The sequence below is a fragment of the Winogradskyella pacifica genome, from assembly GCF_003386275.1.
GTDB lineage: Bacteria > Bacteroidota > Bacteroidia > Flavobacteriales > Flavobacteriaceae > Winogradskyella > Winogradskyella pacifica.
The window spans coordinates 301,600-326,131 of sequence record NZ_QREI01000002.1 but is presented as its reverse complement, the minus strand read 5'-3'; the positions used below and the strand labels follow the sequence as shown (position 1 = coordinate 326,131).

Sequence of the window (24,532 nt, the reverse complement as noted above, 5' to 3'; positions counted from 1 at the left end):
TAGGGGTGTTTTTAAAAACTAAAACGCCACTTCCAAACTATGGATGAATTTCTAGATATTGTTGACAAAAATGGTCAACCAACAGGAAATACAGCTTTAAAATCTGAAGCACATGCTAAAGGATTGTACCACAACACCATTCATTTATGGCTATACACCTCTAAAGGTGAAATTCTTTTACAACAACGCTCTCACAAAAAAATCATTTTTCCCTTACTTTGGGATGTTTCTGTTGCAGGACATATTGATGCTGGTGAAACTTTTATTGAAGCGGCCTTACGTGAAACTGAAGAAGAAATCGGTTTAAAATTGGATCCAAAACATCTTGATAAAATCGGAACGTTTCTTCATGAAACACGGTACGCTGATGGTAAGATTCAAGATAATGAATTTCATCAGGTTTATATTGCTGAATTAACAGTGCCGATAAATGCCTTAGTAAAACAAGAGTCGGAAGTTGAAGCTCTAAAATTAGTGACGCTAAAAGACTTTAAGGACTTATTAAAACAGAGTGAAACCAACATGCATTTTGTAGCTAGCAATTATGACTATTATCTTAAAGTACATGAGGCCATACAAACCAAGTTACTGAAGTTGTAGTCACTTATACTTCCAAATAAAAAACCCCAACCTATTCGGTTGAGGCTTTTTTCAGCTAGTTACGACTGAAACCTATTAATCAATATTTAAATAGCGATCCCTACATCGTATTTAGCAGCTTCAAATCGTAAATATGTAATAAACTTAGAATTTAATTTTCATATAGAAAACCTCCCTTACTATTTGCTTTGTCAAAAGTAAACCTGAAATGGTCAAAATGTGTCTGTTTTGTTATTTATAATAATTAACCATTAAATCCAAATGATGCTTTACATAAGCTTTAACATGTAATGGACTCACCACCTTAACCCAAAGATTATACTTTAAGATTTCCATTAAGAACTCATAATTAGGCTCCACATACACTTTAATTTCGCCCCAAATATTAGAGTTTTTATAGTCTAAATTATGCGTATCTAGTTCTTTAGGACGTGTTACAATTTGTTGAGAATGATGTAATGGATTATTTTCTAAATATTTAAAATGATGATTGGCGACTTCTATATGGATCCATTCGGCATTTATATCTGATTTTAAAATGCCGATAACATTTTTAAAATAATGATTTGAATTAAAAGTCACAGGTTCTTTCACCCGCTGTTTGCTTACAGAAAGACTCTTTATTCTATTATCTAAACTAAACGCATAAAACCCATACTGTTCGTTAAACGCCATTAAATACCACGCTTTATTAATTTCCTTAATGTGCAGCGCCTGAAAAAAGCCACTTATGGTCTTAAAGCTATCATCATACCAACCATGATAGGTTATTTCAATTAATAAATGTTGCTCTATAGCATGGATTAAAGGTACCAAATCCACTTGCAAGCTCAACGAACTACGTGCTGTAGTTACATACGTTTTCCATGCATGCGCATGGTGATGCAAGAGATAGAGTTCTGTTTTTTCGTAAATTTCTTTTAAGGCATCACTAATATCATAACCTTCTACATAATAACCGTAATTACGCTTGTGTAAAATGATAGTTTGGTAATAGGATTTAATTTTATCTAAATCTCGTTTAATCGTTTTTTGACTGTGAAGGTTCAGTTTATCGTAAAGCGGATCGTCCATATTATTGGTACGCAACTGATCTAAAGACCGTTGTAAATCTTCCAACGGCACAAACCCGTTTTTTTCAATCCCATAAACTATTGGGTTCGAAATAATGCGTAATATATAATAGCGACGAAGAAACTCTGGAGTCATCTAATGGATTGAAAAACGAATGTAATAATAAACTTTGAAATGACTAAAAGGAATTGGTTTTTATATCTTTGAACACCTAATTATACTACATGACATCGGTTTTTAGTAAGAAAGATTTTATTGCGACCAAATGGTTTACTTTAGAAAAACTGATACAACTAATCACGGGTGTCTTAATTGTTCCTCAAATTTTTAGCCTGTTAGGGACTGTAGATATCGGAAAACTCAAATTTGTGGAATCCGTTTTAGGAATGTTGACTCCTTTGTTTTTTTTAGGCTTATCTGGTATTTGCATCAGAGAAATTGTATTTCATCCCAAACGAAGTCAACAAATATTAGCGACTGCGTTTTACCTTCGCCTTATAAGTTGGATTGTTATTTTAATAGGAATTCTAATTTATTTTAATCTCTCCGAAAATAGCCCTTTAAAGGGATTGTATTACATCATAACCATTAGTTATCTGTTTAAACTAACCGATGTTTTTGAATACTATTTACTAGCCAAAAAACAGACAAAAATTATATTCCTGAGTAAAATAACAAGTTTAATTATTATTGTGTCTTTACAATATTATGGCGTTAAACAACAATTAGATGTCTATTATTTTGCCAAGCTTATTGTCCTTGATTTTTTAATTCAAGGCTTAATTTACACACTCATTTTAAAGTATAAAAAACAGTTTTCTTTTCAACAGTGGACCTTTTCATGGCCTTTAGGAAAATCATTATTAAAAATGTCGTTTCCATTAATAATTTCCAACAGTTTAATTATGTTTTATATCACAATAGATGAGCTGTTTTTAAAATATTTTCTAGGAGATCATGCCAATGGTATCTTTGCTACGGTTCAATTTTTAGTGATCGCTTTAAGTTGGAATATTGGATTTTCTATCATCAACGCACTCTACCCTTCTCTAGCAGAATCCTTTCAAAATAACAGGCCACTTTATATCAAAAAAATGAGACGACTGCTAAAAATCATGTGTGCTTTAGCCATAATTATTGGCGTGCTATACACACTTTTTGGAAATGCGATACTAAGCTCTTATTTTACAGAAAGCTATGCTGAAGCCAAAATCCCTTTATTAATTTTCTGCTGGGCTCCCCTTTTTGTGTTTATTGGAATGATTTATGAAAAACACCTTATCAATACAAACGACTTACAAAAAAATGTATACCGATTCATTTTAGGTTGTATTGTAAACGTCATTCTATGCTATCTACTGATCCCTATTTGGCACGTTACTGGTGCGGCTATAGCTGTTTTAACCAGTCACTTTATAACTAACATCGTCTATATATTTTTAGATACAAAAAGCCGAAAGCAGCTCTTATTGCTTTTTTAATTATTTTTGATTTATGAATCTACTCCTACTAGCCATCGCACCAATATGTTCCATCCTTCTATATATCTACGTTCAAGATAAACACGAAAAAGAACCTAGAGGTCTATTAATTAAGAGTTTTCTTTTTGGCGCTATTGTAAGTATCCTTATCGTTTTTATCTTATATTTTTTCACAGGACGATTAATTCCTATCACTGATGAATTCAGCATATGGCAACAATTTATTCAAGCTTTTATAGTCGTGGCGTTAGCCGAAGAATTCAGCAAATATGTCATTGTAAAATATTATGCACAACCCAAAGAAGCATTCAACGAACCTTATGATGGTATCATCTATGCCGTGATGGTTTCCATGGGTTTTGCCTGTACTGAAAACATTATGTATGTGATTGATGGTGGGTATCAAACCGCAATTTTAAGAGCATTTACAGCTGTCCCTGCTCATGCTACGTTTGGTGTGCTTATGGGCTTCTACATGGGAAAAGCTAAGTTTTCAAACCATAGAGTTTTGCTTAATCTTACTGGATTATTATTAGCCACTCTATTTCATGGTGCCTATGATTTCTTCTTATTCATCAATTTTATTCCAGGAATTTCCATTGGTGCATTTATTTCGTTAGCTATTGGTATCGTACTTGCTAAGAAAGCGATTAAGGCACATCAAGATAATTCAAACTTCAAATCTTTATAGAATTCATAAAATAAAAGTTAATAATTTCATATTTTGCAATGGATTTAATGATTACATACTAATCATGTAATAAACGCAAAAATATGTATAAAATAAAAGTTAATACGAGCCATACTTTTGAAGTTACAAAAGAAAACATGGACACTTTGGATGTCGTAGAAACATCTAATAATCACTACCATATTCTTCAAAATAATACTCCAATTAAGGCTGAAATTCTAAGTACTGATTTCAACCAAAAATTATATTCAATTAAAGTCAATAACAATACTTACGATGTTGATATTTATAATGCTTTAGACCAACAAATTGAAGCCTTAGGTTTTGAAATTGGCGCCTCAAAACAAGTCAATGATATCAAAGCTCCAATGCCTGGGTTGATTTTAGAAATCAATGTAAAAGAAGGTCAAGAGGTTAAAGAAAATGATCCGTTGTTAATTTTAGAAGCCATGAAAATGGAAAATGTGATTAATTCACCTCGTGAAGGAATTATAAAATCTGTTGAGGTAAAACAAGGTCAGACTGTCGATAAGAACATGCTCTTAATTGAGTTTGAAAACTAAAATATAATCATTTCCTAACCTGCAAGGTTTTGGTGGCTGAGCGCAGTCGAAGTCAAAAACCATGTAAGTATTAAATATAATGAGATTCCCATTTTCATGGGAACGAAAAATTAAAATTTTTCATGAAAAAATTACTAGTCGCAAACAGAGGAGAAATCGCCATAAGAGTGATGCAAACCGCAAAGAAAATGGGCATTAAAACGGTTGCCGTATTTTCTGAAGCTGATAGGAATTCTCCACATGTCAAATACGCAGATCAAGCCGTTTGTATCGGACCTGCACCTTCAAACGAATCCTATTTACGAGGTGATAAAATTATAGAAGTTTCAAAAGAATTAAATGTTGACGCTATTCATCCAGGTTATGGATTCCTTAGTGAAAATGCCGATTTTGCTGAGTTATGCGAAGCCAATGACATTATTTTTATCGGACCACGTTCTAAAGCCATCCGCGTTATGGGTAGTAAATTAGCAGCAAAAGAAACTGTTAAAGCTTATGATATTCCGATGGTTCCTGGTACTGATGAAGCCATTACGGATATTCCTGAAGCCAAGACAATAGCCAAAGACATCGGTTTCCCGATCCTTATAAAAGCATCTGCAGGAGGTGGTGGAAAAGGCATGCGAATTGTTGAAAACGAAACGGAATTTGAATCGCAAATGGATAGAGCCATCAGCGAAGCTAAAAATGCGTTTGGTGACGGTTCTGTATTTATTGAAAAATATGTAGCATCACCAAGACATATCGAAATTCAGGTGATGGCAGATATGCATGGTAATGTTATTCATTTATTTGAACGCGAATGTTCTGTACAACGTCGCCATCAAAAAGTAGTTGAAGAAGCACCTTCTGCAGTTTTAACGCCAGAATTAAGAGCAAAAATGGGGCAAGCCGCTATTAACGTGGCACGTTCTTGTGATTATATCGGAGCCGGAACGGTTGAGTTTTTATTAGACGAAAACCTAAATTTCTATTTCTTAGAAATGAATACTAGACTTCAAGTTGAGCATCCTGTATCCGAATGGATTGCTGGAGTCGACTTAGTAGAGCTACAAATTAAAGTGGCTAGAGGAGAACATCTTAATCTAAAGCAAGAGGATTTAAAAATCAACGGTCACGCTTTAGAACTAAGAGTTTATGCCGAAGATCCGATGAATGATTTTTTACCTAGCGTTGGAAATTTAGAAGTTTACTTACTACCTGAGGGTGAAAATATAAGAGTCGATAATGGTTTTGAACAAGGTATGGACATCCCTATTTATTACGACCCTATGCTTTCAAAACTAATTACTTATGGCAAAACACGTGAAGAAGCTATTGAACTCATGATAGAAGCCATTGACAACTATCATATAGAAGGAGTGCAAACCACCTTGTCTTTCGGTCGTTTTGTTTGTGAACACGATGCTTTTAGAAGTGGAAATTTTGATACGCATTTTGTAAAAAAGTACTACTCACCTAGCCTTTTACAAGATCAGGAAACATTAGAAGCAGAAATTGCTGCAAAAATTGCCTTAAAGCATTTTTTAAAAGAACAAAAAGTTTTAAAAGTACCAAGTTAGTTTTCAGTCGCGGTCTCAGTTTACAGAAATCCGAACAACAACTAAACAACTAAACATATAATACACACAGCTTTGAGCCATTGCGCCTTTGCGAGAAACCATAAAGCATGAATAACAACATAAAAACCCTAAACGAAAAACTAGCCCTTGCCAAACTTGGCGGTGGACAAGCACGAATAGACAAACAGCATCAAAAGAAAAAATTAACAGCAAGAGAGCGTGTACTTTACTTACTAGACGAAGGTTCGTTTGAAGAAATTGGAGCTTTAGTCACGCATAGAACGAAAGACTTTGGGATGGCTGATCAGCAATTCTACGGAGATGGTGTTGTTACAGGTTACGGCACAGTTAACGGAAAATTGATTTACATCTTTGCGCAAGATTTTACTGTTTTTGGTGGGTCGCTTTCTGAAACACATGCCGAAAAAATCTGTAAAATTATGGATATGGCTGTTAACGTTGGAGCCCCAATTATTGGATTAAATGATTCTGGAGGAGCACGTATTCAAGAAGGTGTGCGTTCTTTAGGGGGTTATGCTGATATCTTTTACAGAAATGTTCAGGCATCTGGCGTCATTCCTCAAATTTCTGCAATTATGGGTCCTTGTGCTGGTGGAGCTGTGTATTCGCCTGCAATGACCGATTTCACAATGATGGTTGAGGACACTAGTTATATGTTTGTAACAGGTCCTAATGTTGTAAAAACAGTGACTAACGAAGAAGTTACAAGTGAAGAATTAGGCGGTGCAAGTGTACATTCGTCAAAATCTGGAGTGGCTCACATTACATCGACAAATGATGTGGAATGCTTAGAGGATATCAAAAAACTCTTGAGCTATTTACCACAAAGCAATAAAGAAAAAGCTGACGATATTCCTTTTGAACTTAAGGATGAAGTTAGAGATTCTTTAAATACAATAGTGCCCGATAACCCGAATAAACCTTACGATATGCATCAGGTTATAAAAGGTATTATAGATGAAGATTCTTTTTACGAAGTTCATAAAGATTATGCCGAAAATATTATTGTTGGTTTTGCCCGTTTAGGCGGAAAAAGTATAGGTATCGTAGCTAATCAACCGATGTTTTTAGCTGGAGTTTTAGATGTGAATAGCTCTAAAAAAGCAGCGCGTTTTGTACGTTTTTGTGATTGTTTTAATATTCCGTTATTAGTACTAGAAGATGTTCCAGGGTTTTTACCAGGAACGGATCAAGAATGGAATGGGATCATTGTTAACGGTGCAAAATTACTCTATGCGTTTAGTGAAGCCACAGTGCCAAGAATTACAGTTATTACGAGAAAAGCCTATGGTGGAGCGTACGATGTAATGAATTCTAAACATATTGGAGCCGACATGAATTTTGCTTGGCCCAATGCGGAAATCGCCGTTATGGGAGCCAAAGGTGCCGCGGAGATTATTTTTAAGCGTGAAATTTCTAAAGCAGACGATAAAGAAGCGAAATGGAAAGAGAAAGAAGCAGAATATGCCAAGTTGTTTGCAAACCCTTATAGTGCCGCTGAACGTGGTTTTGTAGATGATGTTATTCTACCTGAAAATACACGACGCAAATTAATAAAAGCGTTCAGTATGCTAGAAAATAAAGACGTTGTAAGACCTAACCGTAAGCATGGGAATATTCCTTTGTAGAACTAGATGTTGAAGTTGAATTCGAAATTGAAATTGAAACTGAAACTGAAATTCAAGTTATAGTTTCTAATAAAACTAAAGACCTTTCAAATTGTAAAAATCTGAAAGGTCTTTTTTATTTAAACACGAAACCATACTAATTCAACTCTAAAATTTCATCTATTCTGGGAACTTACTTTTGTCAATTCCTGGAACAATTCTCAAGGCATTTTTATAATACACTTTTTTTAGAACGTCATCCGATAAATCTAAACCATACATTGGCCAAAACGCATGGTATTTCTTATGATAAGGAAAATATTCATCATCAGATTCTAACACTCTAAAATAGGTTGGGAATTCTTCAGGCTTCCAACTATCTTTTCCAAATAAAATTCGGTTTTGGTATTTTTCAAAAAATGCTTTAGCAAACCTTGGTTGGCGACCTAGCTCAGCGATTATAGCTCCAATACCAACATTCATGTTTGGCATTTCGTCTAACAATTCCCCTAAATGTCCTAAATCATTAGCAAACCAACCCATATGCGCATTAATAAAGGTGGTGTTCTTATGTTTCTTAAACATATTATGTTGTTCTTGTATAATCTGTTCCCAAGGCACAGGATCAGTCGCACTTCTTTTACGTCTTGGATTTATTTTTAACTCTAACCAACGCTCATTATTTCCATCAAAATCGGCCCAAAACAATTTAGGATCGGCTGAATGTATTAAAACAGGAATACCCAATTCTCCACATTTTTCCCAAATGGCATCTAATCGAGAATCATCGACAGCCAATCGTTTACCGTCAGAATCGTTATTACGTAAGCCTAAACTTTTATAAACTTTAAGTCCAACAGCTCCTGCTTTTACATCGGCTTCTAATTGTTTTACCGTTTTTTCTATCCAACCTTTTGCTCCTGCACCTTCAAAATCGATATTACAAAATAACACAAAGCGACCTGGATAATTACGTTTTGCATTTTCTAAGGCCTTTACTAAATCGTCTCCCGTTCTTCCACTTAAATTAACCATCACTTGTAAATTCAGTGAGTCCATTGCGGTAATTACAGGTTTTAAATCTTGAGTCGCCATTTTATATTGGTGACCATGCACATCTATAAATGGAAATTTTGCACGATTTATAATTTTTCCAGGAACTACGAGTGATGATTCTGGATTGTAATCTTCAAAGGTTAAATCTTGGGCATTACTAGAATTAGAAAGTAACAAGGCCAACAAAAAGAATGATAGAATTTTAAATTTCATAAGGTTGAATAATTAAATGTGCTTAAATTTATAAAAAAGGATAGTTGATTGAAGCCCTTTAATGGTGTTTAACATTATATTTTCGCCTGAAATGTGTATAAATCATAATAACGCCCTTCCGCTTTTAATAACTCGTCGTGTGTGCCGCGTTCTGCAATTCGTCCGTTTTCTATAACTAAAATCTGATCTGCTTTTTTAATGGTACTTAAACGGTGTGCAATCACAATCGTCGTTCTGTTATTGGTTAATTCTGATAAACTTTTTTGAATTAAACCTTCACTTTCTGTATCTAAGTTAGACGTTGCTTCATCTAAAATTATGATTTTAGGATCTGCTAAAATAGCTCTTGCAATGGCGATTCTTTGACGTTGCCCACCAGACAGTTTTACACCACGCTCGCCAATCAACGTTTCTAAACCATCGTCAAAACGATCCGTAAATTCATTGACATAAGCAGCTTTAACGGCATTCTGTAACTGTGCTTCCGTTGCATTAGGTCTTGGAAACATAATGTTTTCTCTTATAGTGCCTTCAAACAAAAATTCATCTTGTAACACAACTCCTAAATTCTGTCTAAAACTACTTAATTTCACTTTAGATAAATCTTGACCATCAATGGTAATGATTCCTGAATCAGGATTTAAAAATGTAGCTGATAACCCAGCGATAGTAGATTTTCCAGATCCTGAACTTCCTACCAATGCAATAACAGATCCGGATGGTGCTTCGAAATTAATATTGTGTAACACCGGTTTTCCTTCTTCGTAAGCAAACGTCACATTATCGAATTTTATGTCACCTTTCAATGTTTCTAATGCGATGGTTCTTTCTTCTTGTTCATCTTCCGTAGCTAAATTCATTAATTCTTCAGTACGATCTAAACCTGCTAAAGCTTCGGTTAATTGGCTACCAATGTTGCTCATTTGCACAATTGGAGCGACCATAAATGCCAATAAAAACGTGAATTGTAAAAAGTCACCAGGTGTAATTTCTCCTTGAATCATGTAATGGCCACCGATTCCCATAATTCCTGTCGTTGCTAAACCAATTAAAAAAGTTGAAGAACTTGTCATTATAGCCGTTGCGGTCAAACTTTTTTTAACATTTTGAAAAATGTTCTCTACTCCTTTTTCGAAAACTATATTCTCTTGTTCTTCAGCATTAAATGCTTTTATCACTCTAACACCAGCTAATGTTTCGTTTAAACGACCTGTAACTTCTGCATTAATTTTCCCTCTAGCTCTAAAAATCGGACGAATATACTTGAAGGCTTTTAAGGCAATAATTCCGAAAATAGATAATGGAATAAAAGTAAAAAGTGTCATCCAAACATTCATCCTTAATAAAATAACCAAAGTTAAAATAGCTGTAAACGAACCTCCTACTAACTGTACTAAACCTGTACCTATAAGATTCCTCACACCTTCAACATCCGTCATTATTCGAGATACTAATGCTCCTGATTTTGTATTATCAAAAAAACTAATAGGTAGAGATAACACTTTTCTTTGTACTTGAGCTCTGAGTTCACTAATTAAATATTGAGCTTGAACACTTAACACTTTAGTTAATAAGAAAGATGTTATGGCTTGCACTAGAATAGCAGTAATAACAATTGATATTAAGATATAGAGCTGATTGTAATCTTTATTTGGAACCACCTCATCTAATAGCAGTTTGCTTTCTAATGGCAAAACAAAACCTGCCAAACTACGAATTATAATGAGAACTAAACCTAAGAGCACTAATTTTCGTCTTGGCCAAATAATGGTCTTAAAAGCCGATTTCATTGTTACTTTTGGCTTATCTGTTTTAGATCGTTTAGGTGAATCTTTATAGTGTTGCATCCTTATTTTAAAATTTGCACAAAGATACGTTTACAAATCTCCTAAAGTAACAATCCACAAACCGAAATTTAATCTAATAGACGTCTGTGAAAATTAATCTGACCTAAGTGGTAGGCTAAATGTGTGCTTAAATGCACTAAAAAATATTCGGTAGTCATCGGTTCTTTAAAAACTTGCAGTTGATATTCCTTTTGTAAATCTTCAGGCGTTACAATTTTTAAAGTGCGCTCTACGGCAACTAAAGTATCTTCAATTTGTTTAATTAGTTCGGATTTGGGAACATCTTTTAATGAAAATTCTAAATCGCGTTGTCTTACATATCCTGTATTACCCAAAACGGATCCAATAAAATGATTTATATTTCCGATAAGATGAAGACATAAACTTCCGGCAGAATTAGTAACTGAACCTTCTATTTTCCAAATATGAGAATCGGTCTTATACAGTTCAATTTCTTCTATTAATTTATTAAGATCTCTTTTGAATAACGCTATTAATGTATTAGTGAGCATACTATGTAATTATTGAATATGGATATCTGATTTTAGAATAATATCTATCCAAAAGTAGCTAATATATATCTTACTTTTGCGCCATGGAAAACAAAAAAAGGTCGCAATTAGAATTTGTGGTATTAATGGCAGCATTGATGTCTATTGTTGCTTTATCTATTGATGCACTTTTACCTGCATTACCTGAAATTGGAGAGTATTTAAGCAGTGTGAATGAAACTGAAAACCAAAAGCTTATTACAGCCATATTTTTGGGACTTGGATTCGGACAACTTGTTTTTGGTCCATTGTCAGATAGTTTTGGACGAAAACCAATGGTTTATTTTGGTTTTGGTGTGTTTATAATTGCTTCTATTATTTGTATTACCACAAGGAATTTTGAAGTTATGCTTTTGGGAAGAGTTCTACAAGGTGTAGGGTTATCATCACCCAGAACCATGAGTATTGCTATTGTAAGAGATTCTTATGAAGGCGATCACATGGCGAAAATTCTATCTGTGGTGACCATGACTTTTATTTTAGTTCCAGTTATTGCTCCATTATTAGGTCAGTTTTTATTGGGACATTTTGGATGGCAGTCTATATTCATTGTGAACCTCGTATTTGGATCTTTGGTTATTCTATGGTTTTGGAGACGCCAGCCCGAAACACTTCACAAAGAATATCAGAAAACATTTCGATTAGCCATATTTAAATCTGGTGCCATTACGTTCTTTAGAATAAAATCTGCGGTTATCTACACCTTACTTTCAGGATTGGCCACAGGGTCTTTTATGGTCTATTTAAGCACATCGCAACAAATTTTTCAGGTGCAGTATGATTTGGGAGACATGTTCCCTTATATTTTTGCCAGTTTAGCGGTGACCATTGGTCTGGCAACATTTTTAAATAGTGCCATTGTTATGCGTTTTGGTATGTGGAATTTGGTGAATATTGCCTTACTGGTATTTGTGATTAACTCTTTAACTTATGTCATCATATTCTGGTCTGGTGTAAATCCACCAATAGAAATTCTCATTATATTTTTAATGCTTCAATTTGCGAGTGTAGCGTTCTTATTTGGAAATTATAGAGCTTTAGCTATGCAACCTATGGGACACATTGCTGGTGTAGGATCTGCGCTTAATGGTTTTATATCTACCATAATGGCTGTACCAATTGCTAATTATATTGGTAGTTTTGTAAAAACGTCTGTCTTACCGCTTTTTATCGGTTTTTTTGTAACCGGAATTATTGGTTTGGTTTTATTCTATAGTGTAAAGAAACCAATAAGAGTGAAAGCTTAATATTTAAATTATCGCTTTCACTCTTTAGTTACATTTAATACATGGGGTATACCCTGCTTATTTCAATATTACTTTTTGTGTTTTATTCTGTGTTATATTGTTCAATTCTACAATATAAACACCTGTACTTAATCCACTCACATCAATGGCTTGAGATGTACTAGATGTCATTAAATTTTCCGAAAGAATTACACGTCCTTGTAAATCGTAAATCGTAGCCTTAGTTGCACCTGCTAACTGACCTGCAACAACAATTGTTTTATCGGCCTCATTAGTATAAATATTTAATTGGTTTAAAGTATTATCTACTGTAGATAATGTGCTATTCGAAATATGTAAGTAAAAACGACCTGTACCACTTAAGTTAGTGCTAGGAGTTAAGGTATAATCCCCAGAGTTTAACAATGTAGATGTATTAGCTACAGTATCTTCTAAATAGACTAGTGTTGTACTCGATAAGTTAGACGTGTTTACACTAAATGTAATCGCTTCTCCTTGGTTAGCGTTAACTCCTAATGGAATAGAAACAGACGTTAAATCTGTATTATCGATAGCCTGTAAGGCCATTGCTCTCCCCGTGTTTTCTTCAACTAAATGCGAATATATAGGATAGTTTTCTGAATCGTCACCATATACTGCAGCATCATATCCAGGATCTAAACCTAAGCTAGCGTTTGTATTAAAGAAAATACTTGTAGAGTAGGTTTGAGAACCAGTTAAGTTTAACTTAAAAAATTCATTTTCATTAGACGTTCTACCCGCAATATAGTCATCATCTCCACTTAATGTACGCATAGCAGGTGTAAACTCAATAGCTCCTCCAATAGCGTTTGAGGCTACAAAAAAGCCTTGACCTGGTGCTATATTAAAGTTTTCTCCAGTAAACTCTGTGATTGTTGCTTTATTAATAATAGTAAAATTACTAGTTGTTGGCGCATCTCCTGTATAGGTTCCGCTATTGTAGGCATAAATAGCTACTGCCGAAGCATCTAATAAGGCAGAATTGGCAGTATTTAAAAATAAATCCGCATCTATATAACTTGGATATGGGTTACCAATAAGGTTCCATTGATTGCCTAAAGCCGAATTAACTATTGTGAAATTCACAGTGCCATTATCAGGAGCCCCTGAGAACGTTATAAGGTCTCCACTATTTGTAGCGACTCTATAACCCTTTCCTTTAAGTAAGACATCTTCAGTTCCTCCTATAAGGAAGTTTTCATATGCTGAATCTGTAACATTGTCATATGGTGCAAAAGCGTATTGTGTAACATTACTTGCTATTTCAGTAGCATTATCTCCATATGCAATAAAGGTATCAAATGTTAAACCTGTTGGCATTAATGGAAGCGAAATTAAATCGTTTCCTCCTGTGCCTGTAGCTCCGCTACCTATTGAATTTACAAACCTGTCGTAGTTAACAGTTCCAGAAATTGTGCCATCTGTAATTAAACTTGAATAACTATTAGATTCAGATGTTAAATTTACAGCCTCGGTAACCGTTAAAGTAACTCCAGAATCAATAGTTAAGCTTGCTCCTGCTTCTACCAATACTGATTTAACCTCTGCATCCGCAGTAAGAACTGCATTCGTTCCTGATTTTATTATCAATCGATAACAAGTATCTGTAGCTGGAGCACCTGAAACGACTGAACCTTTAAAGTAATCCGTACCATCCCAAACAATATCAGAAATGAAACTTAATGTAAAATAATCTCCGTCAGCAAAAGAAACACCTGTTGCGGTTGCTGTATCTCCTGAAACTGTTAAATTATAAGCTGTTGATGTAGTAAAAGTATTATCGTTACCTACAACTAACTGTAAACCTTGACAGCCTTCTGTAGCTGCACTAATAGTTGTAGTGTCAAATTCTACTGTTACTGTACCTAAATCACCAACTTTACTAACACGCCACTTTGACGTTAACTCTTGTGAATTGTTTGCTGTGTTTGTTTCAAAATCATATACTGGGTCTTTAGTTTCTTCTCCCCAAAATAAATACTCGCTATCATTTAAATTTGAAGCGCCACTCATACTAACAATTCCTGTACCTCTAGAAGCTGAATGATTAGAACCATCTGATGCTTGACCAATACCTGCTACACTATGGTCAAAGTTGCCATTACCAGTATTATCTTGTATATAAAAATCTTTAGAAGCATCTAAAGCTGTACCATATTTTGCAGATAAGTAATTTTCAACGATTGTTGTTTCAGCTAAATTAAGTGATCTTTTGTATAAAATAACTTCTGCTATGTCTCCTTTAAAACTTGTAGTAGATTGTCTACCAATACCGAAATCACTAAAACTATTTAGAGTTCCATCATATGATATTGTTTGAGAAGCTTCTGCATTAATATATTGAGTTATAGACGTACCTTTGAAATCTTGTGTAAGAACATAAGGAGTATCAATATTTAATTTTATTCCATTTCCGTTAATGAAGCTTTTTTTTGCCCCATCAGATTGTACACCTCTTCCCCACAAATAGCCATTAGTAGCCCACATTCCAATAGTTTTGTCGTTCGCATCTGTTGAAAATGCAGTTCCAGATGGACCTGCTTGAATAATTCCTCTAGTCTTATCATCTAAAGAAGGTGACTGCAGCACAACGAATAAACTTACTTCATCGCTATGCCCAACACCAGTTGCAAAAATTCCATCATCAGTACCATCAAAATTTAAAGCTGAATAACCATTTATAGCGTTCGTTTTTAATTTAGGTCTAAGACCTGAATCAGTCTGTAAGGCGTTGTTAGTGTTGCCAGAAGCATCATTCCATTGTTGTATCGCAGAATCATTAGCACCTAAAGTTGTACCTGCATCTATATAGGAGCTATTTTCGGCCTTTAGCCAGATTTCGTTATCCGTTGTGACTCCTCCTGGCCCTGCTTGAGAGAAACTGTAAGTTGATACTAATAAAGAAAGGGCTGTGTATATTTTTGCTTTCGTATTCAAAATTATAAGTTAATTAATTAATATAAAACGGCAATAATACGACAACCACCATTAAGCACAAAATAAATCCGACAAAATGTTTTTAAATGTAAGAAAAATAACATATACAGAAATCACAACGCACACAAACAACTCATTATCAAAACAATGAAAGACTTAAGCTCCGTCTGTTTAATGGGTTTAAAATGTAGTTATTGACGAAATAAAAAGAATATTAGCATAAAAAACAAAAATAATTGGACCGTCTCCACGTGTACTCATTCTATAAAGAATCCATAAAACAGCGGCCATACGGCTTAAAAAATCTCCAAGCTCCCCTTACCTTCTCTAACCACTATTGGCTCATCATCGGATAAATCGATAATAGTAGATGCCTCGTTATCTCCGTAACCACCATCAATAACCAAATCGACTAAATTATCCCATTTTTCAAGAATTAATTCCGGATCTGTAGTGTACTCTAAAACATCATCATCGTCTCTTATAGATGTAGAAACGATTGGATTACCTAAAGCTGCAACTATTGCTAAGGCTATAGAATTATCTGGAACTCTGATTCCGACTGTTTTTCGTTTTTTAAATGGATTTGGTAAGTTTTTAGATCCTGGTAAAATAAAAGTATAAGGTCCAGGCAAGGCACGTTTCAGAATTTTAAACGTTGTGGTATCAATCTGCTTTACATAGTCGCTTAAATTACTTAAATCTTCACAAACGAATGAAAAATTAGACTTTTCTAGTTTTACCCCTTTTATTTTAGCAATGCGCTCTAAAGCTTTTATATTAGTAATGTCGCAACCTAAACCATAGACGGTATCGGTAGGATAAATGATTAATCCACCATTTTTTAATACTTTAACTACTTTTTGAATCTCTTTCGGATTCGGATTTTCTGGGTATATTTTAATAAACTCCGCCATAATATGTATCTTTCAAATACGTTATACAAAGTAACTATATTTTTTTCAATATGAACCATTTAAAACTTGTATTCATCATTTTATGCTCAATTTCATTAGTGACGTCTTGCGCTTCTGAACGTTCTGATGATGATGGAATAGAACCTTTAAACACGTCAGAATCTTACGAAGAACTCAATATTTCTTATGGCAATGATGACGAGCAGGTTTTTGATCTGTATTTACCAGCAAACCGAACAGCTGACACTAAAACAATTATTTTGGTTCATGGAGGAGGTTGGACTTCGGGAGATAAAACAGACATGACTGATTTTAAGAATTTTATTAAAGATCAAATGCCAAGCTACGCTGTTGTAAACATTAATTACCGATTAGCAGATGAAAATAATTCTCCTTATCCAATGCAGATTAATGATATTACAAGCGTTATTAATTATCTAAAAAATAACGAAGCACATTATACCATTTCAAATAACTTAGGTTTGGTAGGAGTTAGCGCTGGTGCCCATTTATCCTTATTATGGAGTTATGGGTTTGATACTGAAAACCAAGTTAGAATGGTTTGTAGTATTGTTGGCCCCACAAACTTTACAGATCCAGCTTACTTAAACAACACCAATGCAGTGCTGCAAGAGCTATTAGATACTTTTGGAATTGATACGGCAACAGATTTTTTAGAAGAAGTTAGCCCGTATCATAAAGCCACGGCAACATCTCCTCCAACTATTTTATTTTATGGCGGAGAAGATCCTTTAATTCCAATAACTCAAGGTACGACCATGCGAGACAAGCTAGAATCACTTAACGTTACACACCAATTCACACTATATCCTAATGAAGGACACGGATGGACAGGACTAAACTTGTTAGACACAACTCTAGAACTGAAAATATTTATTGAAACGTACCTTTAGTCTTGCTTTGTTCTCAATATTTCAAGCTTTGCAAAACGCAAGAGTAGTTTTTTAGTATCTCCATTCAAAAATTTAATTTCAGCTTTTGCATCAGCTCCGGTACCCTCAATTGTCATCACTTCACCTCTACCAAATCGATCGTGATTAACAGTGTTACCTACTTCTAATTTAGTATTAAATGAGCCTGACACCTCTTCCGTATCTGCTAGTGGCTTCATCTTTTTTGGTGTACTAATTTGAAATTTCTCAGGTTTCTTCTTAGACTCTTTTCTCAAAATTTTTGCTGTTTTTGGTTTCGCGAATCGAATGCGATTAGGTTCAATATCTCCAAATATAGATTGATCTAACATCGGATTACGTTGTTCTCTTAATGGTGTTACTATATCTACAAACTCCTCGTCAATTTCTTCAATAAATCGACTTGGTTCTGCGTCTATTAATTTCCCCCATCGGTAACGCGATAAGGTGTATGTTAAATAAGCTTGCTTTTCTGCTCTGGTTAAGGCTACGTAAAATAAACGTCGCTCCTCTTCTAATTCACTACGCGTATTCATACTCATACCGCTTGGAAATAAATCTTCTTCCAAACCAACGATGAATACATGACCGAATTCTAATCCTTTTGCTAAGTGAATAGTCATTAAAGCGACATGATCTGGATCTCCTTTATCTCCATCTAAATCTGTTGCTAAGGCAATATCTTCTAAGAATTCGGCTAAAGAATCGCCTGCATCTGCCAATTCTAATTGACCTTCAACGAAATCTTTAATACCGTTTAATAATTCTTGAACGTTGTCCATTTTTACCACACCTTCAGGTGTCGCATCCTTGTTAAGTTCTCTTATTAATCCACTCGTTTTAGTAACGTGCTCTGCTAAATCAAAAGCATTTGCTGTCTGATTCATCACTTGGTAACTTTCAATAAGCGTCACAAAATCTCTCAACTTATTTTTAGTTCCGCCATTGATATTGATATCAATACTATCTAAATTTTTTAAGACTTCAAAAATAGTTTTACCATAACCATTGGCTGCTACAATTAAGCGATCTACTGTAGTTTGGCCAATTCCTCTTGCTGGATAATTAATAACACGTTTTAGAGCTTCTTCATCTGAAGGATTTAAAATTAAACGCAAATACGCCGTTAAATCTTTAATCTCCTTTCGTTGGTAAAATGATAGACCTCCATAAATACGATAAGGAATATCTCGTTTACGCAACGCATCTTCAATAGCTCTAGATTGTGCATTAGTACGATATAAAACGGCAAAATCACTGTTGTGAAGTTGCTCATTCATCTTGGTTTCCCAAATAGTACTAGCCACATATCGGCCTTCATCACCATCCGTTAAAGCACGATGTACTTTTACCTTTTCACCCTCGTCGTTAGCGGTCCAAACTATCTTATCTAATTTAGTTTTGTTATGTTCTATTACAGAATTTGCAGCACCAACAATACATTTTGTAGAACGGTAATTTTGTTCTAATCGGTACATATTTACACCGTCGTAATCTTTTTGGAAATTTAAAATATTACTAATATTTGCACCACGGAAGGCATAGATACTCTGAGCATCATCACCTACCACACAGATGTTTTGAAAACGATCTGCTAACGCTCTCACAATTAAATATTGTGAATGGTTGGTATCTTGATACTCATCTACCAATATATATCTAAATCTGTTTTGATATTGTGCTAGTACTGCAGGAAAACGTGTTAAAAGTTCATTTGTTCTTAACAATAGATCATCAAAATCCATCGCTCCTGCCTTAAAACAACGCTCTACATATTCTTTATATATCTCACCCATTCTTGGACGTCTAGCCATAGCATCGGCTTCCATCAGTTCTGGGTTTTTATAATAGGCTTTTACAGTAACAAGACTGTTTTTATAAGATGAAATTCGGCTGTAAACCTGCTTCGTTTTATAAATATCTTTATCGAGTCCCATTTCTTTTATAATAGAACCCATTAATTTTTGAGAATCTTGTGTATCGTAAATGGTAAAATTACTTGGGAAACCTAAATGATGCCCCTCAAAACGTAAGATCTTAGCGAAGACTGAGTGAAATGTACCCATCCAAAGATTCTTAGCTTCACCATCACCGACGATATCCGCAATTCTGCCTTTCATTTCTTTGGCCGCCTTATTTGTAAAGGTCAATGCCAAAATATTAAAGGCATCCACTCCCTTGCTCATTAAGTAAGCGATACGAAATGTGAGCACACGCGTTTTTCCAGAACCTGCACCAGCAATGATAATCATTGGTCCATCAATCTGTATAGTAGGCGCTAATTGAGCCTCATTAAGTTGACTAAGATACTTTTCCAAGTTAAAATTTTTTGAAGGAGTAAAATTACGGATAGTCCTATAGTTTTCCGCATGTAAATGCTATAAATTATAAACAAACTATTAAAAATTGTAGTTTGTTAAAATTCAATATCTTAGTAGAAATATTTTTTATATGAAAAATTTATCTGTACTTCTACTTATCTTTTTAGCGTTGTTTTCTAATGCTCAAAATTCCATGGAAAGCGATATCAGTGCTATTGAAGACAAAATGATAGCCTGGAGACATCATTTTCACCAGAATCCCGAATTATCAAATAGAGAGTTTAAAACGGCTGAAAAAATAGCAGAACATTTAAAATCTTTAGGATTAGACGTTGAAACTGGTATTGCTAAAACTGGTGTTGTTGCGCTTTTAAAAGGTGATCACCCCGGAAAAGTTATTGCTTTACGAGCAGACATCGACGCGTTACCTGTTACAGAACGAAACAATCTACCTTTTAAATCTGAAGTAAAAACTACATTTTTAAATACCGAAACCGGAGTGATGCATGCTTGCGGACACGATACTCATATTTCCATTTTAATGGCTACAGCAGAAGTGTTATCTAAACATAAAGACAAAATAAAAGGAACTATAAAATTCATCTTTCAACCCGCAGAAGAAGGGCCGCCTCCAGGTGAAGAGGGCGGCGCAAAATTAATGATTAAAGAAGGGGCTTTAGAAAACCCTAAAGTAGATGCCATATTCGGACTTCATATTGACTCTGGAACTCCTGTTGGCTCTATAACTTACAAAACGGGTGGCATTATGGCTGCTGTAGAGCGATTTGTCATTGATGTAAAGGGGAAACAAACGCATGGCTCTCAACCTTGGTCTGGTGTTGATCCTATATTGATTTCGGCAAAAATAATTGATGGTTTGCAAACCATTATTAGTAGAGAGTCGGATCTTACTAACGAGGCTGCGGTAATTACTGTTGGTAAAATTACGTCTGGTACACGATTTAATATTATTCCGGAATCGGCAGAAATGATTGGAACTGTTAGAACTTTAGATCCGAAAATGCGTGTTCACATTGAAAAGCGAATGACGGAAATGGTAGAAACAATTGCTAAAGCTTATGGTGGTGAGGCTTCTATTACATTTCAAAATTTCACGTCTATTACATATAATGATCCTGATTTAACGGCACAGGTATTACCTTCTTTACAAAAAGCAGCAGGAGACTCTAATGTTTCAATTATAAAAGCAACAACTGGTGGTGAAGATTTTTCATATTTTCAAGAAGTTGTGCCTGGTGTTTACTTTTTCTTAGGAGGAATGACACCTAGCGCTACAGAATCCTTTCCGCATCATACTCCAGATTTTAAAATTGACGACAGTAGTATGTTACTCGGAGTTAGAGCATTTACGCAGCTTACATTAGATTATTTAAACCACAATGATTAATCCGTCTTTTGTTCACCACCTCTTGCCATTGCAGAAAGTAAGCCCGCTTTAATATTTAACCATATAAAGTTAAATACCGATTTGTTGGTCTGGCGTTCTACATTTTCTGATTGCCCGTAACGGTAGTTATTTTTATCATCTTCACTATCTTTTGAAACGAATAGATTGACGATGCTAGATAAGAATTTATTTTTTTCCTTTCCGTCTTTTTTCAAAATTGAAACTTCAAAATCATCATATTTCATTTTGATATCAATACGAGAGATTCTTGGATTACCACTAATGGTGAAGTAGGTTTGTTTTAATTCACCATTTAAATCTACATGAAGGTTCGGTTGTGTAAACTGATCCATTTGTTTGGCATTAAAAAATCCTAAATCGGCTTTAAATGTAAATTGATCCGTAGTGTCGGCAACTTTAAAATTCCAATTTACTTTTAAAGGTGAATCATTCATAAAAGTGCTTTGTATCTCAATCGCTGTATCATCGTTTCCAAAGGTGTTCCCTAATTTCGCAAATGTGGCATTTAGGTTTGTAAAATCCAAACGCCCTGCGTGTTCGTCTGCATTCACTTTTTCTAGGTATGAAAGACTTCCATTGGTAATTTCAATCATATCTAAGCCTAAATCAAAAGTCAAATCTCTAAGTGAGGTTCCATAGAGTGCTTTGTACGTTAAATCGTCTGCAACTAATTTATCTCTGTATATTTCTGCTACAGGTGCAATTAAATCTACCTTTTTTGAAGTAAAGTAAAAGGCATCGTTCGTATTAAAGCCAAAATCCATATCCGAAATATTAATTTCTTTCACATTCAGGTTGAAATGATCGCGCTCCGTTTTTAAAACTGTAGAATACTCCGCTTTAGAATATTTCGTTTTTAGTTGGAAATTTTTAAATGTCGCTTTATCATTAGTAACATTCACGGCATCTACCATGAGATCATCATACGTATTCGTTGCCCATTTTACATTTTCGGCATTTAACTCAAAATCAGTATAGGTGATTTTCTTATTTGCTTTTGAAACTTTCGGGTTGATTTGAAAGTCTAATACTTCGAAATTAAGATTAGGAATACTTAAAATTATAGAGTCACTTTCATAATTCGTTATTAAAACATCAGCCTTATTAATCGCGATTTTTTCGGCATGAATAACTTGATTAATTTTATCTAGAAAACTGCTTTTATAATCCTCATTCTTCACGACTGAATTATGCTTATATTTTGCAACAAGCTCATAGATTATAAGAGATTCAACAGTCATTTTATCATTAAAAAGCAAATCCCAATAGCCAACATCATTGATTACTATAGATTTAAGTTTTGCGTCTAAAATGGTTTTGTTGGTTGTTTCTCCTGAGACAAGGATTCTTGGCGATTCCACCTCAACATTACCTGTCCATATATTAGCATTAATAGATGTGTATTCGATTTTAGTGGATTCGGATACATTATGAAGCTCCTCTCCTATTTTTTGTTCAATAAAACTATTTGCTAAAAATGATAGTAGTATAGTAACGATTGCAATAATAGCTATTACAATGATGGCTTTTTTATAGTTTGGTTTTGTCATTTTATCTTATCCTGAAATATTGTGGATGAATTTACCAATTTGCTTTTAAAACTATTAACCGATACCCATTTTATGTTAACTTAAAAAGAGCCATTTCAAAATTTGAAATGGCTCTTTAGGTATTATTCTTCTTTTTCTATTAACTATCTCTTAGAACATGAATAGTGATTGCTAAGTTTTTTACGACACCACTCGTATCCGTATAGGTCCCAGTTATAGTCATATCGACATAACCTCCTATTGGTCCAAAATTTGATATAGTAAATTGCAGCGTATCTGGTGCATTATAATCCATATCTAACATAGACGATTGTACCCAAAAGTCTGGAGTTGTATAGGTACCTGATGTGGTTGTATCACCACCTACTCCAATTGAACCATCTTCAGATTGACTAGACACTACAAACATACCGTTTACTGGTCCTTCTTGATACGCATAGAGATCCAATAAAAGATATTCTGCAGGATCACTATCTACTTGCACAGAAATAAACTCCGTAACCGCACTACAAGCCATGATACTACCAACATTAGGTGTACTTAAATTAAAAGGCAAAACGGTTGTTGATTGAAATGCATCGTAATCTACTCCTTCTAATGAAAACGTATTTATGGAAGCACATTTAATAATATTCATTGCAAAAGCTCCATTAGTAACTTCAGCCAATGCTTCTTGATTTCCGTAATTTAAATTCACATAACCATCCGTAACATTAGCATTACTACAGTTTACTAAGTTACCTGATATTATTTCGGTTACAGTACCTGAAAGCACAATGTCGCCATAATTAGTATCCGTTGAAAATGGGCCTATAATTGTTGAAAACACGACTGCTCCACACTGATCATATGCCGTTAGCGTTATGGTTTCGTTTGCAGGAATTAATCCACAAATTTCACCATTTGCATTAGAGAAACCTTGTCTAGGATAAACCTCACCAGCTCTTCCTAATGTTACTTTTACATTAGAAATTGGTGTGTTTGTATCATCTACAACATTTAAACAGAATGATACCGTTGGAAATTGCGCATCACAATTCCACCAAGAAAAATGAGAAACGTCTCCAATGTATACACCACCAATTAAATCGGCTTCACCATCTTCTACCCAATAACCATTAACCTCATCAAAATGCCATAATGGAATTGTTGAAGGTGCGATTCCACTTTGCGCAGGATCTAATGGCATGTGTATTTCTGCGACATGACCATCGGCAATATTTAATTTTTGTCCAGACTCTCCTTTTAATTCCACATTTAGCATACCATACGTTTCTAGTAATTGTTCATCATCATTACTATTTATGGCTTGTAAATTTCCTGGCATTACATCGTATACATTAGCATGTGCAGGATCTAGATGATACATATACACATCAACATTACCAGAGTAAGCGTTTCCATCTTCATCTTTAAAAGCACCATCAAATTTTACTTTAGCACCATTAGTTAAGGACACTTCACTATTTGTTCCTGAAGACACAGAACCTGTTAAATTTTTAGCAACAAGCATAATTTGCACGTTGCTTATACCTTCTGTAGGTACTACCGTTTTTAAGCCTGTAATAAAACCTGCTTTTTCTGCGATTACGTAGGCCTGTCTTTCTTTGACTTGTGCATCGCTAATCATAAAAATACCATTAGCATCAGTTGATGCTACTTTGTTTCCAATTGTAATACTTACATTACTTAAAGGCATAGACGATTCATCTACTATTTTGCCCATAAAATCTCTTTGAATATTTATACCTTGGTCTATAGCACCTATTTCATTATTGCCATTACCTGAAGGAATGTCTATACCTTCCTCTTTTTCACAGGATGTAAATAGAACGCTAAACACTAGAACTAATGCTAGTGAAATTTTTGAAATTGCTTGTCTTGTTTTCATATTGTTTTATTTAAAAAGTGT

Annotated in this window: 18 protein-coding genes; 9 read left to right on the top strand and 9 right to left on the bottom strand. The window is 34.5% G+C overall.

Annotation, left to right across the window (positions count from 1 at the left end; genetic code table 11):
• The first annotated feature begins 39 nt into the window (after positions 1-39).
• Entirely contained in the window at positions 40-600 is a 561-nt protein-coding gene (locus DFQ09_RS05635; protein ID WP_115808678.1) for an NUDIX hydrolase, read from the top strand.
• 231 nt (positions 601-831) lie between these two features.
• Here the strand turns inward: DFQ09_RS05635 and DFQ09_RS05630 are convergent, their stop codons facing one another.
• Entirely contained in the window at positions 832-1,809 is a 978-nt protein-coding gene (locus DFQ09_RS05630; protein ID WP_115808677.1) for a helix-turn-helix transcriptional regulator, read from the bottom strand.
• 89 nt (positions 1,810-1,898) lie between these two features.
• Here DFQ09_RS05630 and DFQ09_RS05625 point away from each other — a divergent pair, with 89 nt between their 5' ends.
• The 5 genes from DFQ09_RS05625 (at position 1,899) to DFQ09_RS05605 (ending at position 7,620) form a co-directional block, all read left to right on the top strand.
• Positions 1,899-3,155: a flippase gene (locus DFQ09_RS05625; RefSeq protein ID WP_115808676.1), complete on the top strand. Its 1,257-nt coding sequence runs from the start codon at positions 1,899-1,901 to the stop codon at positions 3,153-3,155.
• 13 nt (positions 3,156-3,168) lie between these two features.
• A complete protein-coding gene (locus tag DFQ09_RS05620) occupies positions 3,169-3,846 on the top strand; it encodes a PrsW family intramembrane metalloprotease (protein ID WP_115808675.1) in 678 nt (225 codons plus the stop codon).
• 83 nt (positions 3,847-3,929) lie between these two features.
• Entirely contained in the window at positions 3,930-4,409 is a 480-nt protein-coding gene (locus DFQ09_RS05615; RefSeq protein ID WP_115808674.1) for an acetyl-CoA carboxylase biotin carboxyl carrier protein subunit, read from the top strand.
• 122 nt (positions 4,410-4,531) lie between these two features.
• Positions 4,532-5,971, top strand: a complete 1,440-nt coding sequence (gene accC, locus DFQ09_RS05610) for an acetyl-CoA carboxylase biotin carboxylase subunit (RefSeq protein WP_115808673.1) — start codon at positions 4,532-4,534, stop codon at positions 5,969-5,971.
• A 107-nt stretch (positions 5,972-6,078) separates the two neighbouring features.
• Entirely contained in the window at positions 6,079-7,620 is a 1,542-nt protein-coding gene (locus DFQ09_RS05605) for an acyl-CoA carboxylase subunit beta (RefSeq protein ID WP_115808672.1), read from the top strand.
• A gap of 159 nt (positions 7,621-7,779) precedes the next feature.
• Here DFQ09_RS05605 and DFQ09_RS05600 read toward each other — a convergent pair whose 3' ends face one another.
• From DFQ09_RS05600 to DFQ09_RS05590, 3 genes are all read right to left on the bottom strand, one after another.
• On the bottom strand, positions 7,780-8,868 hold the full coding sequence (locus tag DFQ09_RS05600) for an amidohydrolase family protein (RefSeq protein WP_115808671.1): 1,089 nt from the start codon (positions 8,866-8,868) through the stop codon (positions 7,780-7,782).
• Between the two features lie 74 nt (positions 8,869-8,942).
• A complete protein-coding gene (locus tag DFQ09_RS05595) occupies positions 8,943-10,715 on the bottom strand; it encodes an ABC transporter ATP-binding protein (protein WP_115808670.1) in 1,773 nt (590 codons plus the stop codon).
• A gap of 68 nt (positions 10,716-10,783) precedes the next feature.
• A complete protein-coding gene (locus DFQ09_RS05590; protein ID WP_115808669.1) occupies positions 10,784-11,227 on the bottom strand; it encodes a DinB family protein in 444 nt (147 codons plus the stop codon).
• 83 nt (positions 11,228-11,310) lie between these two features.
• Here DFQ09_RS05590 and DFQ09_RS05585 point away from each other — a divergent pair, with 83 nt between their 5' ends.
• Complete coding sequence (locus tag DFQ09_RS05585; protein WP_115808668.1) at positions 11,311-12,513, top strand: multidrug effflux MFS transporter; 1,203 nt, start codon at positions 11,311-11,313, stop codon at positions 12,511-12,513.
• Positions 12,514-12,570: 57 nt separating this feature from the next.
• Here the strand turns inward: DFQ09_RS05585 and DFQ09_RS05580 are convergent, their stop codons facing one another.
• Together DFQ09_RS05580 and DFQ09_RS05575 are read right to left on the bottom strand one after the other, a co-directional pair.
• A complete protein-coding gene (locus tag DFQ09_RS05580; RefSeq protein WP_115808667.1) occupies positions 12,571-15,471 on the bottom strand; it encodes a T9SS type A sorting domain-containing protein in 2,901 nt (966 codons plus the stop codon).
• A gap of 296 nt (positions 15,472-15,767) precedes the next feature.
• Positions 15,768-16,388: an L-threonylcarbamoyladenylate synthase gene (locus tag DFQ09_RS05575; RefSeq protein WP_115808666.1), complete on the bottom strand. Its 621-nt coding sequence runs from the start codon at positions 16,386-16,388 to the stop codon at positions 15,768-15,770.
• 50 nt (positions 16,389-16,438) lie between these two features.
• Between DFQ09_RS05575 and DFQ09_RS05570 the strand changes: the two genes are divergently transcribed.
• A complete protein-coding gene (locus DFQ09_RS05570; RefSeq protein WP_115808665.1) occupies positions 16,439-17,302 on the top strand; it encodes an alpha/beta hydrolase in 864 nt (287 codons plus the stop codon).
• On the opposite strand, the gene DFQ09_RS05565 is transcribed toward DFQ09_RS05570, so the two are convergent.
• Positions 17,299-19,638 (bottom strand): ATP-dependent helicase, encoded by a 2,340-nt coding sequence (locus DFQ09_RS05565; protein ID WP_115808664.1) that lies wholly within the window; start codon positions 19,636-19,638, stop codon positions 17,299-17,301. The genes DFQ09_RS05570 and DFQ09_RS05565 overlap by 4 nt on opposite strands.
• A 133-nt stretch (positions 19,639-19,771) precedes the next feature.
• On the opposite strand from DFQ09_RS05565, the gene DFQ09_RS05560 reads away from it, so the two are divergent.
• Entirely contained in the window at positions 19,772-21,049 is a 1,278-nt protein-coding gene (locus DFQ09_RS05560; RefSeq protein ID WP_115808663.1) for an amidohydrolase, read from the top strand.
• Here DFQ09_RS05560 and DFQ09_RS05555 read toward each other — a convergent pair.
• Together DFQ09_RS05555 and DFQ09_RS05550 are read right to left on the bottom strand one after the other, a co-directional pair.
• A complete protein-coding gene (locus DFQ09_RS05555) occupies positions 21,046-22,620 on the bottom strand; it encodes an AsmA family protein (RefSeq protein WP_115808662.1) in 1,575 nt (524 codons plus the stop codon). The genes DFQ09_RS05560 and DFQ09_RS05555 overlap by 4 nt on opposite strands.
• 139 nt (positions 22,621-22,759) lie before the next feature.
• Positions 22,760-24,511, bottom strand: coding sequence for a hypothetical protein (locus DFQ09_RS05550; RefSeq protein WP_115808661.1), 1,752 nt, complete (start codon positions 24,509-24,511; stop codon positions 22,760-22,762).
• Between the last annotated feature and the right edge of the window lie 21 nt (positions 24,512-24,532).

Coding starts and splice junctions, on each gene's coding strand:
- DFQ09_RS05635 (WP_115808678.1), top strand. CDS start 40: ATGGATGAATTTCTAGATATTGTTGACAAAAATGGTCAACCAACAGGA.
- DFQ09_RS05630 (WP_115808677.1), bottom strand. CDS start 1,809: ATGACTCCAGAGTTTCTTCGTCGCTATTATATATTACGCATTATTTCG.
- DFQ09_RS05625 (WP_115808676.1), top strand. CDS start 1,899: ATGACATCGGTTTTTAGTAAGAAAGATTTTATTGCGACCAAATGGTTT.
- DFQ09_RS05620 (WP_115808675.1), top strand. CDS start 3,169: ATGAATCTACTCCTACTAGCCATCGCACCAATATGTTCCATCCTTCTA.
- DFQ09_RS05615 (WP_115808674.1), top strand. CDS start 3,930: ATGTATAAAATAAAAGTTAATACGAGCCATACTTTTGAAGTTACAAAA.
- accC (WP_115808673.1), top strand. CDS start 4,532: ATGAAAAAATTACTAGTCGCAAACAGAGGAGAAATCGCCATAAGAGTG.
- DFQ09_RS05605 (WP_115808672.1), top strand. CDS start 6,079: ATGAATAACAACATAAAAACCCTAAACGAAAAACTAGCCCTTGCCAAA.
- DFQ09_RS05600 (WP_115808671.1), bottom strand. CDS start 8,868: ATGAAATTTAAAATTCTATCATTCTTTTTGTTGGCCTTGTTACTTTCT.
- DFQ09_RS05595 (WP_115808670.1), bottom strand. CDS start 10,715: ATGCAACACTATAAAGATTCACCTAAACGATCTAAAACAGATAAGCCA.
- DFQ09_RS05590 (WP_115808669.1), bottom strand. CDS start 11,227: ATGCTCACTAATACATTAATAGCGTTATTCAAAAGAGATCTTAATAAA.
- DFQ09_RS05585 (WP_115808668.1), top strand. CDS start 11,311: ATGGAAAACAAAAAAAGGTCGCAATTAGAATTTGTGGTATTAATGGCA.
- DFQ09_RS05575 (WP_115808666.1), bottom strand. CDS start 16,388: ATGGCGGAGTTTATTAAAATATACCCAGAAAATCCGAATCCGAAAGAG.
- DFQ09_RS05570 (WP_115808665.1), top strand. CDS start 16,439: ATGAACCATTTAAAACTTGTATTCATCATTTTATGCTCAATTTCATTA.
- DFQ09_RS05560 (WP_115808663.1), top strand. CDS start 19,772: ATGAAAAATTTATCTGTACTTCTACTTATCTTTTTAGCGTTGTTTTCT.
- DFQ09_RS05555 (WP_115808662.1), bottom strand. CDS start 22,620: ATGACAAAACCAAACTATAAAAAAGCCATCATTGTAATAGCTATTATT.
- DFQ09_RS05550 (WP_115808661.1), bottom strand. CDS start 24,511: ATGAAAACAAGACAAGCAATTTCAAAAATTTCACTAGCATTAGTTCTA.